We start from the raw sequence: 14,881 nt of genomic DNA, 5'->3' as shown, positions 1-14,881 counted from the left end.
GTTAAACCTCGATCTCTATCTTTCTTCCGGTAGGCTGATACTGGTAATACCGGACACCTGCTGCATTTAACATGCGCTTGGATGCATTGACCGCAGGGGTCCCGGCATACTTATCGGAGCCGTAAACTACGGTCTTGATGCCTGACTGGATTATCGCTTTTGCGCATTCATTGCAGGGGAACAGTGTCACATAAAGCTTGGAGCCTTCTAAACTTCCCCCCCGGTAATTAAGGATAGCATTTAATTCACTGTGAGTGGAATAGAAATATTTGGCATTGTAAGGATCGTTCTCTTCATTGTCCCTGCCCCATGGAAATTCATCGTCAGAGCAGCCCATGGGAAACCCGTTGTAGCCCATGGATAAGATTTTATTGTCCTGGCTTACGATGCAGGCACCAACCTGAGTGCTTGGGTCCTTGGAACGTTTTCCAGAAAGGACTGCGACTCCCATAAAATATTCATCCCATGTAATATAATCTTCTCTCTTTCCGGTCATAACGTTTTCTCCTTCTCTGTCTGTATGATGTGATAACCGGCTGCCTTGGTCAGCCGGTTCATAATGGCCTGTCCCAAATGGGTGTCCTGAAAGCTTTCAGAAAAAATGAAATCCGCATTCAGATCATCAAATTCTCTTAAAACCGCATAAAGGTTATGAGCGATGGTTTCCTCTTTTGCACGGAATCCCATGCTTTTTATCATTCCGTCATGATAGTGTTCTTTCGTTTCCTCGGTACAGATGATTCCCACCTGAAACCCTTTGGATAATTTTTCTTTTACTAACCGGTTGATGGTCCCAATGACAGCCTCCGGTTCGCCTTCCACCAGGGTTAAATCCGCTTTCGGAGCATAATGCTTATACTTCATTCCCGGTGCTTTCGGTTTCACCTCCTGGCTCATGGGTCCGGAGGTAATGGCAGGGTCAAGACGGATCTCCTGTCCCAGAACCTTAGATGCCATCTCCTGTGTGATGGCTCCGGGCCTTAATATCATCGGCTCGTTACCGGACACATCAATGATGGTAGATTCCACACCGATGCCCACCGCTCCGCCGTCTACGATCATCTCAATCTTTCCATTCATATCCTGACACACATGATCTGCGGTGGTGGGGCTGGGTCTGCCTGAGGTATTGGCACTGGGTGCGGCAATGGGCACCCCGGCCAGGCGTATGAGCGCATTGGCCACCGGATGGTCCGGCATCCGGACTGCCACCGTATCCAGTCCCCCTGTAGTGCCGTAAGGCACCCGCCGGCTCTTTGGAAAAATCAGCGTCAAAGGTCCGGGCCAGAAAGCCTCCATCAGCTTTTTACCAGCCTCCGGCACTTCTAAAACCAGATCTGGCAGGTCCTTAAAATCTGCAATATGGGCGATCAAAGGATTGTCTGATGGCCGTCCCTTTGCTGCATATATTTTCTTAGCCGCCTCTTCATTCAGGGCATTGGCCCCCAGTCCGTATACGGTTTCCGTGGGAAATGCCACCAGGCCGCCGTTTTTTAATATCTCCGCAGGCTTCTTTAATTGTGCTTCCTTTGGATGATCCTTATCTTCTATATAAATTCGTTCTGTTACCATATAGCATTGCTCCTTTTCACTTCCATTTATCATATCACAGGCCCAGTCACCATGCAACTTTTTTGCTGGCCGCAAAGGGGCTTTGGCCTTGTGAAAAGCGGAAACAATAGTTGCAGGTTTTTTCTAAAAATGATACCATGATAAAAACGATTTTATTGGGGAGGAAAAAAATTGAAACTGATTATACCGGAAAACTATGACCCAAGGCTGTCCGTCCGTGAAACACAGGAGGCCATCAAATACATAAGAGATACCTTTCAAAAGGAGCTTGGAAAGGAAATGAATCTGGAGAGGATATCCGCTCCTTTATTCGTAGACAAAAACAGCGGCTTAAATGATAACTTAAACGGGGTGGAACGCCCGGTCCAGTTTGATCTTGCCGGAATTCCGGGGCAAACCATGGAGGTGGTCCACTCTCTGGCCAAATGGAAGCGCATGGCCCTTTATGAGTATGGGTTTCAGCCGGGCGAGGGACTCTATACAAACATGAATGCCATCCGCAGAGATGAAGACTTTGACAACCTCCACTCCTGCTACGTGGACCAGTGGGATTGGGAAAAAGTAATCACCAGAGAGGATCGCAATCTGGATACCTTAAAGGACACCGTAAGAACCATCTTCAAAATCATCAAGCATATGGAGCATGAAGTGTGGTACAAATACCCCAACGCGGTAAAACATCTCCCGGAGGACATTACCTTTATTACCTCCCAGGAGCTGGAGGACCGCTATCCCCATCATACACCGAAGGAACGGGAAAATTTGATCACCAAAGAGTTCGGCTGTGTCTTCCTTATGAAGATCGGGGATCAGTTAAAGGGCGGAAAGCCTCATGACGGAAGAGCTCCTGATTACGATGACTGGCAGTTAAACGGGGATATCCTGTTTTGGTTTGAACATTTAAATTGTGCCCTGGAGATATCCAGCATGGGCATCCGCGTGGATGAAACCTCTCTGGCAGAACAGTTGAAAAAAGCCGGATGCGAAGACCGCAGCCAGCTTCCTTACCACAAAATGCTTTTAAACGGAGAACTTCCCTGCACCATCGGAGGCGGAATCGGGCAATCACGTCTTTGTATGCTGCTCCTGGACCGCGCCCATGTGGGGGAAGTACAAGCCAGCATCTGGCCCGATGAAATGCGTGAGATTTGCAGAAAAAACAAGATCTTTCTTCTGTAGCTTACAGAAGAAACCAATCCCTGTTCACTGAGAAACAAGGACCAGAGGCAGAGGAGGAACGGCACCCGCTAATCCTGTATGGGATGCCGTTTCTCCTCTGCCTCTTTTTTGCCTGAATGAGAAACACCGTATTAAACGATTATTTCCCGTTTAAATATTCCATGATCCCCATATGTATGGTCCATGCCACCCGATCCTGATAGTCTTCAGACTTTAATAAAGCCGCTTCCTTCCAGTTGGTCAAAAAACCGCATTCTACAATTACGATAGGAGATTTTACATGAAGGAGCAGATAATAATTGTCGTTGGGCTTGGGCAGTCTGGTATTTTTTTCTCCCAGCACATAATCAAACCGGTCCTGTAAAATCTCAGCCAGCCGCTTTCCCTGTTCCGACTTTTTATAATAAAATACCTGTCCCCCGGAAATCGCCTCCTGATGATAGCTGTTCTGATGAATGCTGACCGTAAGCGCCGGATTGGCTTCATTGATGATGTCACACCGTTTTGTCATATCTGCCATCTTTTTCCGGTTGTCTCTTTCGGTATAAAGTCCATTATCATTTTTTCTTGTCAGCACCACTTCCACATCAGAGGCTTCCAGATATTTTTTCAGCCGGTTCGCGATCTGTAAATTGATGTCCTTTTCCAGAGTTCCATCGACCCCGATCTTTCCCGGATCATTTCCGCCATGCCCGGCATCAATCACGACGACGGGCTTTTCTTTTCCAGCCTTTACACTGACTCCTGCCGTCATTTTCCCCGCATGGCTTGAGATCACATATACCAGTACCAGCAAAATCACCGCCATCAACGGTTCCCATTTTTTTAATTTCACATTCTCTACCTGACACATATTCTTAATGAATTATATCTTTCAGTGAAATAAAAAAGAACTATTTGAGACGACTTTCCCATCATTCTGCATCCGATCCGTTCTAGTCCTTTGTTTCATCGGCTGTCATCGGCTGCCGGTTATTTCTTTTCCAGCTGGACCACGTCCCAGAGATCTGCCGGTTCAAACCCCAGCTTCCAGAAGGCCACTCCGGCCAGATCATACCGCCGGATCAAATCCATCTTAAGCCCGATGGAGCGTTCTTCCTCCATCCAGATCTTTTTAATACCTTCCTTTGTCTGCAATTCTCCGTAATACTGGCCTGACTCATTAAGCCATTGAAGCTTCACCTTGTTTTCACTGACCCATTCTTTGGCTTTTGCTATTCCCAAAGAAGAGGATGAGGTCTTATTCCCGCTGTCCACGGTCCACACTCTGGTATAAAAGGGGAGGGCCTGTATGATCTTTTCTTTTGGCACCTCTAAAAGCGTGTCTTTGATTCCGTTCTCTACATAGCTAAGGGAGGCCACAGAACCGGCATCCCCTCCGGCATAGTGTTCATCATATCCCATGACAATCACATAATCAGCTACAATTCCCTGCTCTTTCCGGTTATAAAACTCATTGCCGGGCACCGGGACATAGTTATCTACAGACAGAACGATCCCCTTCTCTCTGCAGAAAATGGACAGCTCCCGGATAAACTGTATGTAGGGAACTCCTGCCTCTTCTTTGATTCCTTCAAAGTCCAGATTGATTCCGTCAAATCCGTATTTTTCTGTTTCTGCCATCAGGGACTCAATGAGTCTTCGTCTGGTGGAGGTCTTTGCTAAAAGAATCTCCGTGTTTACATCCTTGCTGAAATTACTAATCAGAGCCCACACCTTCAGCCCCTTGTTATGAGCCTTTTTCACATATTCTGCATCAGCCAGGGAACGGTAATTCCCTTCATTATCCGTCAGTTCATACCAGGTGGGGGAGATGACATTGACCCCTTTCATACTTGCGGTCACGCGGTCAAAGGAGGCATTGCCCGCAGGAGTCGTCATCTGATGCCAGGCAAGGCTTACCGGCTCATCCATCGAAATATTTTTATAAACAGGTGCTTTAAAGGTACTGACAGGAGTCTCGTCACTAAACTTACCGAGACGGCGGTGCTTTACATAACCCACAAAGCCGTCTTCTGTCCGGACCTTATCCCACCGTCCCATGGATTCTAAAACCGTGACCTTATTTCCTTTTGAAATCCATGTCACGATGGGGCTTTTCACGCCTCCTTTTACCCGTACATTGCCGTTTTTTTTGACCGTCGCCACAGTTACGGGGTCCCACTTATTATTTATAAACATCCGCTTATTTCTGGCGCCGTCATATGCTGCCACGCGGATATCGGTATAATTGGCCACCAGTCCCACAGATAAATAGACTCCGTCTCCATTCACCCATATGAGAGGTTTCCCGGTGGTACCTTTGGTGGTATGATCTGCATATACAATGGAATCCGGCAGAGCATATACCAGAAGTTTTTCCATTCTGTCCCAGTAAAAACGTTCATTCAAGTTACTATTTACCCAATCAATAGGAAGATACGTCTGCCCTTCCATGAAAATTCCTTTTGCTTCCTGTAATTCCTCATTTAAATAAAGGGCTACTTCATTCTCTTTTACACCAAGCAGTTGTGTCCTATCTGCCTGCTCATTCGTGGGAATATACCGTTCCAGGAACCGGACTCCGAAAAATCCGGCAATTACCGCCAAAATCAATCCCAGCGCCACGAGAACCGGCACAGCTTTCCTATTCATCTGCTTTCCTCCTGCTATTGGATCGTATCATTTTATCTTTGTAGTAGATTATCTTTTAGATTATATCATACTTCCTCATTTATGATATTTACATTTTCATTACGTTAAAAATCCCCTGATCCCACCCTGATGTGGTATTTAGGCCAGTTCCAGGCTGAAGATGGCATCCGAACCCACATCCCTTAGCCTGCAGAAAAAACTAACGGTTATAAATCTTATCAAATCTTATTTCCTGCAGTTTTCCGGTCTTTTCATCCGGAATATAATCGGCCATATAAAAACAATCATCCTCCCTTACCTCAAAAATCTTACTCCAGTCTTCCTCCGGCAGTTCCTCTCCATCAATCAAAATGGTAATTCCCTGTTCCCGGTATTTTTTTAGCCCTTCCAGATATTGGTTTCTTTTTATACTCTCCTCCCGTTCTCTGGCATCTTCTTTTTTCATCCGTATCTCCCCTGTATCTTTTCTTTTGTAGGATGACCGGAGAGAGGACCACAAGGACAAATTCGTGACATCCTTCTCTCCCCAGCCTTAAAATAACTTCTGGTAAAACTTCAGCATTTCTCCTGTGATAACAAAGGCATCTACTGAAACCGGAATTCTCCGGACAGGTCGTTTCAGCCTCTTTTCCATGTTTTTTCTGGCTTCTTCGCTTCCAAAGGAAACGAAGGTCTCCCAGCTTTTTTCCGCCTTATTCTCTTTTCCTTCAAACTCCAGAAATGCCTCCATCTGCCACTCGCTTAGGCTTCCCAGCAAAAATTGTCTGTCACATCTTAAAAATTCTTCCAGATTCCCTTCTCTTACCGTTCCGTAATCCACAATCACCGTCTGGCACCGGGACTTTTTACACAGTAAAAGGGTATTGATCCCCGCCTGTTCATAATAATCCACTTCCAAAACCTGAAAAACACCGGTCTTACCCTTTTCCTCCGTGCAGACTTTTCTCATACCGGCGAAATCTCCATGGCTGTTCCACTCAAGGACCGCACAACGCTTTCTCAGCACTCCGCTTAAATATCCTGCTGTCATGACCGCAAAATGAGTCACTCCAACGCATCTGCCTGTTCCGATCACGCCGATGACTTCCTGGTTCTTTGCCTTTTTGGAGCGTCTTTTAAAGGGCCATACTGATGTTTTCTTTTCAATCATGAAATTGTATCCTTTCTAAAAGGCTTCCATTTCTCCTTTAAAAACCGAGACACCAGATTTTTGAACCCATCCATAAATTTCTCAATTCCTGGTATTATCACTTTTTTCTCTTCCAGGATCATGGCTGTCAGTGCTTTGTAAAACATCTCTGACTCTTTATTCAAGGTAAATGGGTCCGGATAATAAGGTGCCCGGAAGCATCGGGAAGCAAGTACTCCTTCCGGCAAATGAATCTTGTCCCCCAAAACTGCATGGTTATAGACAATTCCATAAGGCACACCTTTGCAAACGGCCTTACTTGCAGCCTGTTCCGATTGAATTCTGCTCCAGGGACTTCCGTCACACACCAGGAGCACTACATCAGATTTCTCCGAAAAGGCCCTCTCCCCGTGGTTTCCGTAATCCTTGATTCTTACTGTAACAGGAGGATCTTTTAACTTCACTCCCTGGCCGTAAAAAGGTTTCCAAACAAAACTGCGGTAGCGCAAAAGGCCGTATTGGTCCCGCTTCACACCTGCATAGTCTGAAAGCCCGGCTCCCATGCCGGAATCATGTTTTTCTTCAAATAAGTTGGGATATCCTTGATTTCTAAGATAGACGGACAGGCCGACGGCAATATGAGTCGTTCCGGCCCCTGATTTGCTCCCGAACAGAGCGATGGTAAGAGATGATGATTGCAGACGGTCTTTTGCAGCCGTTCCCATCGTATGAAGCTGTATCAGCCTTTCCCCCAGCTCCTGTGCCGATGAATAACGTTCTTCTTTTTCTTCTTTGATACACCCTTTGATGACCGAGGACAGACCGGTATCCATAAACCGGTCCGGCTTGTAAGGCAGACTGGGAAATGTTCCTGTATATAAATAATGGAGGATCGCACCAATGGCATAGATGTCTGTTCTCTCATCAAGGATTCCGTCTTTTCTATACTGCTCCGGTGCCGCACAGCCAACGGTTCCATACCGTTCTCCAGGTATATTTGCCTCATCCAAGGACGCAGCAAGGCCAAAGTCGATAAGCTTTACGGTATCGTGACACAGTAACAGGTTCTTGGGCTGTAAATCCAAATGTAATATGGGATTTGATCCTGCAGAATGCAGGTAATGAATGATGTTTGTCAACTGAATTCCATACAATATGGTCAGTTCTTTAGACAAGTGGCCCTGTCTTTTTACAAGGTCAAATAAAGATTCTCCTTCCAGATACTCTTCGATTAAATAACTATAAATTTCGTCTTCTTCTACGTCATAAACAATGGGAATTCCGGGATAGCGAAGCTCCTTTAGAACAAGTGCTTCCTTTCTGAAACGATGGTAATTAAGAAAGCTTTTGGGTACCCGCTTGATCGCACGGTATTCCTCAAGCTCAAGATGAACCGCCAGAAAGACTGTACCTGCCCGACCGGTTCCCAAGATGCCGCATATCTGATATTTACCAAACAGAACGGCGCTGATTAAAGCCACCTCCTTTTTGCCTGTCCAATATCATCTCTTGAAATACATTCTAATCCATTCTTTCTGTTTTATCAACTGTTTTATTTATTTTTTATGGGAGAACCGGATATAACAACATTATGGAGGTTTCATCAAAAACCATTTTACGGAATCAATCCAGACAAAAGACGTTTCCTTTTCTATCCTGAATAGTTCAGATATCAAATGGTCACCATATGCAAGGCAATCGGAGTTAAGTTCATCTGTATTTATGAAATCCGTACCAACCATGATTCCATGCTCATAGACAGGAAAGCTGCACGGAAATTACAGAAAATAATATTATATTGGTTACAAAGCAAAAATAAAACCGGAAATTCCCACGAATTACATAGGATACCCGGTTTTTTGCATATAAACCTTAAATTTATATAAACTTTTTCACATAGTAATTGCTTTTTCACTATATTATATAGTATAGTTATGTTGAGGAAGTATGTAATATTATTCACCATTTTTAAAAGAACAGGAAGTGATCCTATGAAGATAGAACGTATCAATGAAAATCAGATCCGTTGTACGCTTACCAGCTTTGATTTAAGTGTCAGAAACCTTAATTTAGGCGAGCTTGCTTACGGCAGTGAAAAAGCCCGCAACCTGTTCCGCGAGATGATTCAGAAAGCCTCTAACGAAGTGGGATTTGAAGCAGAAGACATTCCTCTCATGGTAGAAGCAATTCCGTTATCCAACGAAAGTGTGATGTTAGTCATTACGAAGATCGACGATCCGGAAGAATTAGATACAAGGTTTGCTAAATTTTCACCATCAACCGACGAAGACTTGGATTCAATGCCAGGAGATCTGGCAAACGAACTTTTGGAAGGTGCTGACGGTCTGTTAAGCCTGTTAGGAATAGACAAAAAAGACGAACCGGAAGCCGAAAAACCAAAAGAACCGTCAAACGCTTCCTCTATAAGAATCTACTGTTTTCAAAGCTTAGATCAGATATCGGATGCTGCAAGGACCATCGGACAGGTTTACGATGGCGAGAATACATTATATAAAAAACCAGATTCCAGGCAGTACTACCTGGTGATCCGCAACACCCCTGACAAATCTCTGGATTTCAGCCGGGTCTGCAACCTGCTTGCAGAGTACGGTTCCAAGGTCCGTCATGATTACGCTTCTGAAGCGTACTACAAGGAACATTACGAGGTCCTGATTGAAGGCCATGCCCTTCAGTCTCTGTCCAAACTTTAATCCGTTCCTTTGTTCATAGTACTTCATCACAATCTAAAAATGAGGTTCGATCCTGTAAAAAAGGGTCGAACCTCATTTTTAAAATTCCATATGCTCTTCCTGAAAAAAGGAGGAAATCAACTCTAAGGTAGCCTCCGTTTCTTTGCTGGCAGTCATGATCCAGTTATGGGGCATACCGGCACCTTTCTTATAAATGAGCTCTGTCCCCTCCAAGGTGCCCGCTCGTTCCGCCAAAAGCTCACAATCCGGCGTCAGAATCTCTTCGGTTCCTGAAAATATAAGAATCGGCCCCAGATGATTCCAGTCCCCGAAAATCGGAGACACAAACGGATGATCCGGTTCTAAAGGCCCGCAGTATCTGGCTCCCGCCGCTTTTAAAGCATCGACCGGCAGAACCGGATCGGTTTTTTTAGCAATTTTTATTCTGGGATTATTTAACGAAATATCCAGCCAGGGAGATACCACCGCCGTCTTTACGGGCATGGGAAGATTTCCCATGTCCCGCAGCTCCTGCAAAAAAGAAAGAGCAAGTCCGCCGCCGGAAAAATCCCCGAACAGATAAAATTCATCATCCGGATATTCGCAGATGAGACCGGTATAGGCTTTGATCAGACACTGGTGAGCCGTCAGTGCCGTGTATTCCGGTGCAAGAGGATACTGAAAGATGGATACCCGCATCCGCTCTTCCATCGCAAAATACTCGGCTATTTCCCGGCTCCGCCCCGTGGGTTCCAAGGTATAGGCACCACCTGGCAGCATCAGAATATGTGCATTTTTCGTATAGCTGCCATTGATGGTGACTCCGCAAAAACCGTCCGCGTCCCAGGTTTTAACACGTACCTTTTTGGTGAATCGAAGAAGCTCCAACTCGCCGGTCCCCCGTTTTGGCTGTTCCAAAGCAAGTGCCATTTTTTTATCCGCTTTTCCCATTTTGGCAAAAAACTTTTCCATCTCCATCTTGAAACTCATGGTTTAAAACTCCCCTTTCCTACCCAGTCGGCATTAAGAATTCCTGCACATTTTATTTAGCTTCTTCAGTTCATATATGACAAACGGGCTGACAATAAGCGCTGAAGATATATCGGCGACTGGTCCTGCAAATAAGATTCCGTCCAGGCCAAAATGGAGAGGCAGGATGAGAATGAGCGGGATCAGGAACAAAAGCTGGCGCAGCATGGACAGCACAGATGCCTTTAAAGGCTGCCCGGTCGACTGGAAGTAGCTGGTCACCACTACCTGGAACCCGGCAGTAAAAATACCGAGCATATATACCTTTAAGCACCGGACCGCAAACAGGGAAAACTCCACATCCTGGGTGCCGAACATACTTAAAATAGGGCCTGGGAACAACTGACAGGCAACCCAGCCCACTACAGAAACCATGGTAGAGGCAAAAGCTGCAAGAACAAAGGTTTTTCTGACTCTCTTCGTCTGATTGGCTCCTTTGTTAAACCCAAGGATAGGCTGGGAACCAATACCGATTCCAACGCAGATGGATACAAGAGTCATGCTGATCTTATTGACAATTCCCATGGCACTCAATGCCACATCTCCGCCTACTTCAGAATGATTTCCGTAATAGACCAGGGAATTGTTCATGACCACCTGCAAAATCGTGGAAGCGATCTGGGTGATTCCGCTGGAGATGCCAAGAGGAAGTGCTGATCGGATCACTTCAGAATCAATACGCATATATTTTTTCCGGAATCTCATATTTTTTCCTTTGTGGATAAAATATGATACCAAAAATGCCGCTGAGATAAACTGTGAGGTTATGGTCGCCAAAGCAGATCCTCTGACTCCCCAGTGAAGAATAAAGATATAAATAGGATTTAAAATTGTATTGATAACAGCTCCTACAAGGATTGCGTGCATGGAAAGGGCCGGGCTTCCGTCCGTTCTTGCCATGTTGCTGAGCACCACAGCTATCATGTTAAAGGGAGTGCCAAGGAGCATTACAGAGGTATACTGTCTTGCATAATCCATGGTATTGTGGGTGGCTCCAAATAACTTCAGCATCGGATCCATGAACAGAAAGCCAAGAACTATAACGATGATACTGGCAAGTATGGTCAGCACAAATACCGTACCAAGGGTTTTTTCTGCCTCTTCTTCCTTTTTTTCTCCCAGCTTAATGGCTGCAAAGGCACTTCCGCCTGCTCCCAAAAGGGTACACAGCGCCAAAACAATGGTGACGATGGGAAATGCGATGGTGGTCGCTGCATTGCCAAGATACCCGATTCCCTGTCCGATAAAGATCTGGTCAACAATGTTATAAATAGAATTTACCAGCATGGAGATGATTGCCGGCATGGCAAACTGCATCAAAAGCTGTCCGATCGGTTTATATCCCAAGGGGTTGGCCCCTTGTTTTATCTTACTTTGTTCCATAAATTGTGTTATTCCTTTCCTTTGCACTCTATCATATGATTGCGGGCATTCTCCGCCATTCTTATCAGCATCTGCTGTGCCCCATCACGTTCCTCTTCTGTAAATCCCTCCAAAATTATATTTTCCCAATTTTCCACACATTCCCATGTCTTTTCTACCACCGGCTCTGCTTTTTCCGTCGCATAAATTCTGCGTACCCGCTTGTCCTCTGTCCCCGTTTCTGTCAGAACATACCCCTCTTCTTCCAGTTTCTTGACCGCCCGGGTAGCCGTGGCCTTATCAAAATGCCCAAAAGACGCCAGTTCCTGCAGATTCATGCCAGGATACTTAAAAATCTGCAATAAAAAAAACTGTTGTCCACAGCCTATTTGGTAAGATAATAATTCGTTTGCATAGTACATATTGTTCAGCCTTTGGAGGATCGAGATGTATTTCCCGATTTCCCTGTGTTGGCTCATCCATTTCACCTCCAGTCACTCAGACTCCTGCCTTATTCCTTTGAGTGATGGTAAACAGCTTATCACATATTAGTTGCATTCGCAACCATTATTTTTCACAAAAAAAAACGGGGGATTTCGATAAAAATTTTCATTTTCCCCCGCATACGTGAAGGGCAATGGCCCCATTGAAAGATTTTAAAATACCGGCTGATCCACTTTAGATTCCATTACAGCCGCATTACCGGGAAAGGAATAAAGAGAGAAAAAACACAGGAGGCTGACCCTAACGGCCCGCCTCCTTTAAAAACTTATGATCTGACTGCCAGCACTTCATTGATCTGGGAAACCAGAACATCACAGTCTATTCCATGAACCATGCAGGCTTCTTCCAAGGACTCTCCCTGAGAGGAAGGGCAGCCAAGACAATGCATTCCTGAACGCATCAAAATCGGTGCTATACTTTCATCAATCTGAAGCAACTGACCAATCAGCATATCTTTATCAATCTGCATATTGTATACCTCCTTAAATAAATGTACATATTGTCTTTATAATATAATACTTTTCTTTTTAATAAGCAAGTACAAATTCCATTTCCCATAAACGCTTTTGGAAAGATTTTCTCAATAAGAAGGATTGACATTGTATACAGTATTCATATATAATGTATTCATACAAAGATTGTAGGAAATAACATCTTTGCCGACACTTGTTTTTTATACTACTTAATAAAATGAACTTTTATGGAGGTACATTACTATGAGACCAGAATGGAGAGCCTTTAACGGCGGCGCTTGGGAACGTGAAATCAACGTCAGAGACTTTATACAAAAGAATTATACTCCTTATGACGGCGATGATTCTTTCCTTGCAGGACCAACCAAAGAAACCAGTGATCTTTGGGCACAGGTTCTGGAATTATCAAAAAAAGAAAGGGAAGCCGGCGGAGTGCTGGATATGGACACAAAGGTTGTTTCCACACTCACTTCCCACGGACCGGGATATTTAAATAAAGAAACAGAAAAAATCACCGGTTTCCAGACCGACAAGCCTTTCAAACGTTCTCTGCAGCCTTACGGCGGCGTTCGTATGGCAGAAAAGGCCTGTGCAGACAATGGATATACCCTTGATCCTGAAATCAAGGAATTCTTTACTACACACAGAAAGACACACAATGCTGGTGTTTTTGATGCTTACACCCAGGAAATGCGTGACTGCCGTTCCAGCCATATCATTACAGGACTTCCGGATGCATACGGCCGCGGACGTATCATCGGTGACTACCGGCGTGTGGCTCTTTACGGAATCGACCGTTTGATCGAAGATAAAGAAGAACAGAAAAACACCACACCAAGCACAATGACCGCTGAAGTGATCCGCGACAGGGAAGAATTATCCGAGCAGATCCGTGCACTCAAAGATTTAAAGAAGCTGGGCGCCATCTATGGCTTCGATATTTCCAAGCCTGCAGCAAACGTACAGGAAGCAATCCAGTGGACTTATCTGGCTTACTTAGCTGCTGTGAAAGACCAGAACGGTGCTGCAATGTCCTTAGGACGTACTTCCACCTTCATTGATGTTTATGCAGAAAGAGATTTAGCAGAAGGAACCTTTACCGAAGAACAGATCCAGGAATTTGTTGACCACTTCATTATGAAGCTTCGTCTTGTAAAGTTTGCCCGTACACCGGAATACAACGATTTATTCTCCGGAGACCCTACCTGGGTAACCGAATCCATCGGCGGTGTTGGTATCGACGGACGTCACCTGGTAACAAAAATGTCCTTCCGTTACCTGCACACCTTAAGCAACCTTGGAACTGCTCCGGAACCGAACTTAACCGTTCTCTGGTCCACAAGACTTCCGGAAAACTTTAAACGTTTCTGTGCAAAGACCTCCATCGAATCCTCTTCCATTCAGTATGAGAACGATGATTTAATGAGAGTGACCCACGGCGATGATTATGCCATTGCCTGCTGTGTATCTTCCATGAGAATCGGCAAAGAGATGCAGTTCTTCGGTGCTCGTGCCAACCTTGCAAAATGTCTCTTATACGCAATCAACGGCGGTGTGGATGAGATCACAAAGAAACAGGTAGGTCCGAAGTTCCGTCCCATCACTTCCGAATATCTGGATTACGATGAGGTGATGGAATCCTATAAGCAGATGATGAAATGGCTGGCTTCCGTTTATGTGAATGCTTTGAACATCATTCACTACATGCATGATAAATACAGCTATGAGCGCATTCAGATGGCTCTTCATGATAAAGAAGTAACCCGTTGGTTCGCTACCGGTATCGCCGGACTTTCTGTTGTGGCTGACTCCCTTTCTGCAATCAAATTTGCAAAGGTAAAAACCATCCGCGATGAAAATGGCATTGTCACTGATTATGAAGTAGAAGGTGACTTCCCCAAATACGGCAATAACGATGACCGTGTTGACCAAATCGCACATGATCTGGTTCACACATTCTTAACCTATGTAAAGGAAAACCACACCTATCGGAACGGTATTCCTACCACCTCGATCTTAACAATTACCTCCAACGTAGTATACGGTAAGAACACTGGATCAACTCCTGACGGACGTAAGAAGGGCGATGCTTTTGCACCAGGTGCAAACCCAATGCACCACAGAGATACTCACGGTGCTGTCGCTTCCCTGGCATCTGTTGCTAAGCTTCCATTTAAGGATGCTCAGGATGGTATTTCCAATACCTTCTCCATCATTCCGGGTGCTCTTGGCAAGGAAGATAAGATTTTCTCAGGAGATTTAGAGGTAGATTTAGAACTGGCTCTCAGCGAAGACCAGAAATAAGGAGT

At 45.0% G+C, this 14,881-nt stretch carries 14 protein-coding genes; 3 read left to right on the top strand and 11 right to left on the bottom strand.

What is annotated here, in order from left to right; all coding sequences use genetic code 11:
- Position 1: 1 nt before the first annotated feature.
- Together VIG27_RS01550 and VIG27_RS01545 are read right to left on the bottom strand one after the other, a co-directional pair.
- Positions 2–496, bottom strand: coding sequence for a deoxycytidylate deaminase (locus tag VIG27_RS01550; protein WP_394524667.1), 495 nt, complete (start codon positions 494–496; stop codon positions 2–4).
- Complete coding sequence (locus tag VIG27_RS01545; RefSeq protein ID WP_394524666.1) at positions 493–1,572, bottom strand: L-threonylcarbamoyladenylate synthase; 1,080 nt, start codon at positions 1,570–1,572, stop codon at positions 493–495. The genes VIG27_RS01550 and VIG27_RS01545 overlap by 4 nt, the downstream gene beginning before the upstream one ends.
- A 171-nt stretch (positions 1,573–1,743) precedes the next feature.
- On the opposite strand from VIG27_RS01545, the gene asnA reads away from it, so the two are divergent.
- Positions 1,744–2,751: an aspartate--ammonia ligase gene (gene asnA, locus VIG27_RS01540; protein WP_394524663.1), complete on the top strand. Its 1,008-nt coding sequence runs from the start codon at positions 1,744–1,746 to the stop codon at positions 2,749–2,751.
- Between the two features lie 139 nt (positions 2,752–2,890).
- Here asnA and VIG27_RS01535 read toward each other — a convergent pair whose 3' ends face one another.
- The 5 genes from VIG27_RS01535 to VIG27_RS01515 form a co-directional block, all read right to left on the bottom strand.
- Positions 2,891–3,586: an N-acetylmuramoyl-L-alanine amidase gene (locus VIG27_RS01535; RefSeq protein WP_394524662.1), complete on the bottom strand. Its 696-nt coding sequence runs from the start codon at positions 3,584–3,586 to the stop codon at positions 2,891–2,893.
- A gap of 137 nt (positions 3,587–3,723) precedes the next feature.
- The gene (locus tag VIG27_RS01530) at positions 3,724–5,385 is read right to left on the bottom strand and encodes a glycosyl hydrolase family 18 protein (RefSeq protein ID WP_394524661.1); all 1,662 of its coding nucleotides are present in this window, start codon (positions 5,383–5,385) and stop codon (positions 3,724–3,726) included.
- A gap of 199 nt (positions 5,386–5,584) precedes the next feature.
- Positions 5,585–5,830: a hypothetical protein gene (locus tag VIG27_RS01525; protein ID WP_394524660.1), complete on the bottom strand. Its 246-nt coding sequence runs from the start codon at positions 5,828–5,830 to the stop codon at positions 5,585–5,587.
- An 87-nt stretch (positions 5,831–5,917) separates the two neighbouring features.
- The gene (locus tag VIG27_RS01520) at positions 5,918–6,535 is read right to left on the bottom strand and encodes a hypothetical protein (protein ID WP_394524659.1); all 618 of its coding nucleotides are present in this window, start codon (positions 6,533–6,535) and stop codon (positions 5,918–5,920) included.
- Entirely contained in the window at positions 6,532–7,995 is a 1,464-nt protein-coding gene (locus tag VIG27_RS01515; RefSeq protein WP_394524657.1) for a serine/threonine protein kinase, read from the bottom strand. The genes VIG27_RS01520 and VIG27_RS01515 overlap by 4 nt, the downstream gene beginning before the upstream one ends.
- 510 nt (positions 7,996–8,505) lie before the next feature.
- Between VIG27_RS01515 and VIG27_RS01510 the strand changes: the two genes are divergently transcribed.
- Positions 8,506–9,225 carry an adaptor protein MecA gene (locus VIG27_RS01510; protein ID WP_394524655.1) on the top strand — a complete coding sequence of 240 codons (720 nt, stop codon included), beginning with the start codon at positions 8,506–8,508 and terminating at the stop codon, positions 9,223–9,225.
- 78 nt (positions 9,226–9,303) lie between these two features.
- On the opposite strand, the gene VIG27_RS01505 is transcribed toward VIG27_RS01510, so the two are convergent.
- The 4 genes from VIG27_RS01505 to VIG27_RS01490 form a co-directional block, all read right to left on the bottom strand.
- Positions 9,304–10,194, bottom strand: coding sequence for an alpha/beta hydrolase fold domain-containing protein (locus tag VIG27_RS01505; protein ID WP_394524653.1), 891 nt, complete (start codon positions 10,192–10,194; stop codon positions 9,304–9,306).
- A 33-nt stretch (positions 10,195–10,227) separates the two neighbouring features.
- A complete protein-coding gene (locus VIG27_RS01500; protein ID WP_394524651.1) occupies positions 10,228–11,616 on the bottom strand; it encodes an MATE family efflux transporter in 1,389 nt (462 codons plus the stop codon).
- A gap of 8 nt (positions 11,617–11,624) precedes the next feature.
- Positions 11,625–12,074: a MarR family winged helix-turn-helix transcriptional regulator gene (locus tag VIG27_RS01495; RefSeq protein WP_394524647.1), complete on the bottom strand. Its 450-nt coding sequence runs from the start codon at positions 12,072–12,074 to the stop codon at positions 11,625–11,627.
- Between the two features lie 290 nt (positions 12,075–12,364).
- Entirely contained in the window at positions 12,365–12,568 is a 204-nt protein-coding gene (locus VIG27_RS01490; protein ID WP_394524645.1) for a DUF1858 domain-containing protein, read from the bottom strand.
- 247 nt (positions 12,569–12,815) lie between these two features.
- Between VIG27_RS01490 and pflB the strand changes: the two genes are divergently transcribed.
- Positions 12,816–14,876, top strand: coding sequence for a formate C-acetyltransferase (pflB, locus tag VIG27_RS01485; protein WP_394524643.1), 2,061 nt, complete (start codon positions 12,816–12,818; stop codon positions 14,874–14,876).
- The last annotated feature ends 5 nt before the right edge of the window (positions 14,877–14,881 follow it).

The organism is Lacrimispora sinapis, from assembly GCF_043633585.1.
In the GTDB taxonomy this organism is placed as follows: domain Bacteria; phylum Bacillota; class Clostridia; order Lachnospirales; family Lachnospiraceae; genus Lacrimispora; species Lacrimispora sinapis.
This window is presented reverse-complemented; position numbering and strand designations above follow the sequence as displayed.

What these genes read in the sequence shown, in the direction of transcription:
- VIG27_RS01550 (WP_394524667.1), bottom strand. Translation starts at nt 496, where the DNA reads ATGACCGGAAAGAGAGAAGATTATATTACATGGGATGAATATTTTATG.
- VIG27_RS01545 (WP_394524666.1), bottom strand. Translation starts at nt 1,572, where the DNA reads ATGGTAACAGAACGAATTTATATAGAAGATAAGGATCATCCAAAGGAA.
- VIG27_RS01530 (WP_394524661.1), bottom strand. Translation starts at nt 5,385, where the DNA reads ATGAATAGGAAAGCTGTGCCGGTTCTCGTGGCGCTGGGATTGATTTTG.
- VIG27_RS01525 (WP_394524660.1), bottom strand. Translation starts at nt 5,830, where the DNA reads ATGAAAAAAGAAGATGCCAGAGAACGGGAGGAGAGTATAAAAAGAAAC.
- VIG27_RS01520 (WP_394524659.1), bottom strand. Translation starts at nt 6,535, where the DNA reads ATGATTGAAAAGAAAACATCAGTATGGCCCTTTAAAAGACGCTCCAAA.
- VIG27_RS01510 (WP_394524655.1), top strand. Translation starts at nt 8,506, where the DNA reads ATGAAGATAGAACGTATCAATGAAAATCAGATCCGTTGTACGCTTACC.
- VIG27_RS01505 (WP_394524653.1), bottom strand. Translation starts at nt 10,194, where the DNA reads ATGAGTTTCAAGATGGAGATGGAAAAGTTTTTTGCCAAAATGGGAAAA.
- VIG27_RS01500 (WP_394524651.1), bottom strand. Translation starts at nt 11,616, where the DNA reads ATGGAACAAAGTAAGATAAAACAAGGGGCCAACCCCTTGGGATATAAA.
- VIG27_RS01495 (WP_394524647.1), bottom strand. Translation starts at nt 12,074, where the DNA reads ATGAGCCAACACAGGGAAATCGGGAAATACATCTCGATCCTCCAAAGG.
- VIG27_RS01490 (WP_394524645.1), bottom strand. Translation starts at nt 12,568, where the DNA reads ATGCAGATTGATAAAGATATGCTGATTGGTCAGTTGCTTCAGATTGAT.
- pflB (WP_394524643.1), top strand. Translation starts at nt 12,816, where the DNA reads ATGAGACCAGAATGGAGAGCCTTTAACGGCGGCGCTTGGGAACGTGAA.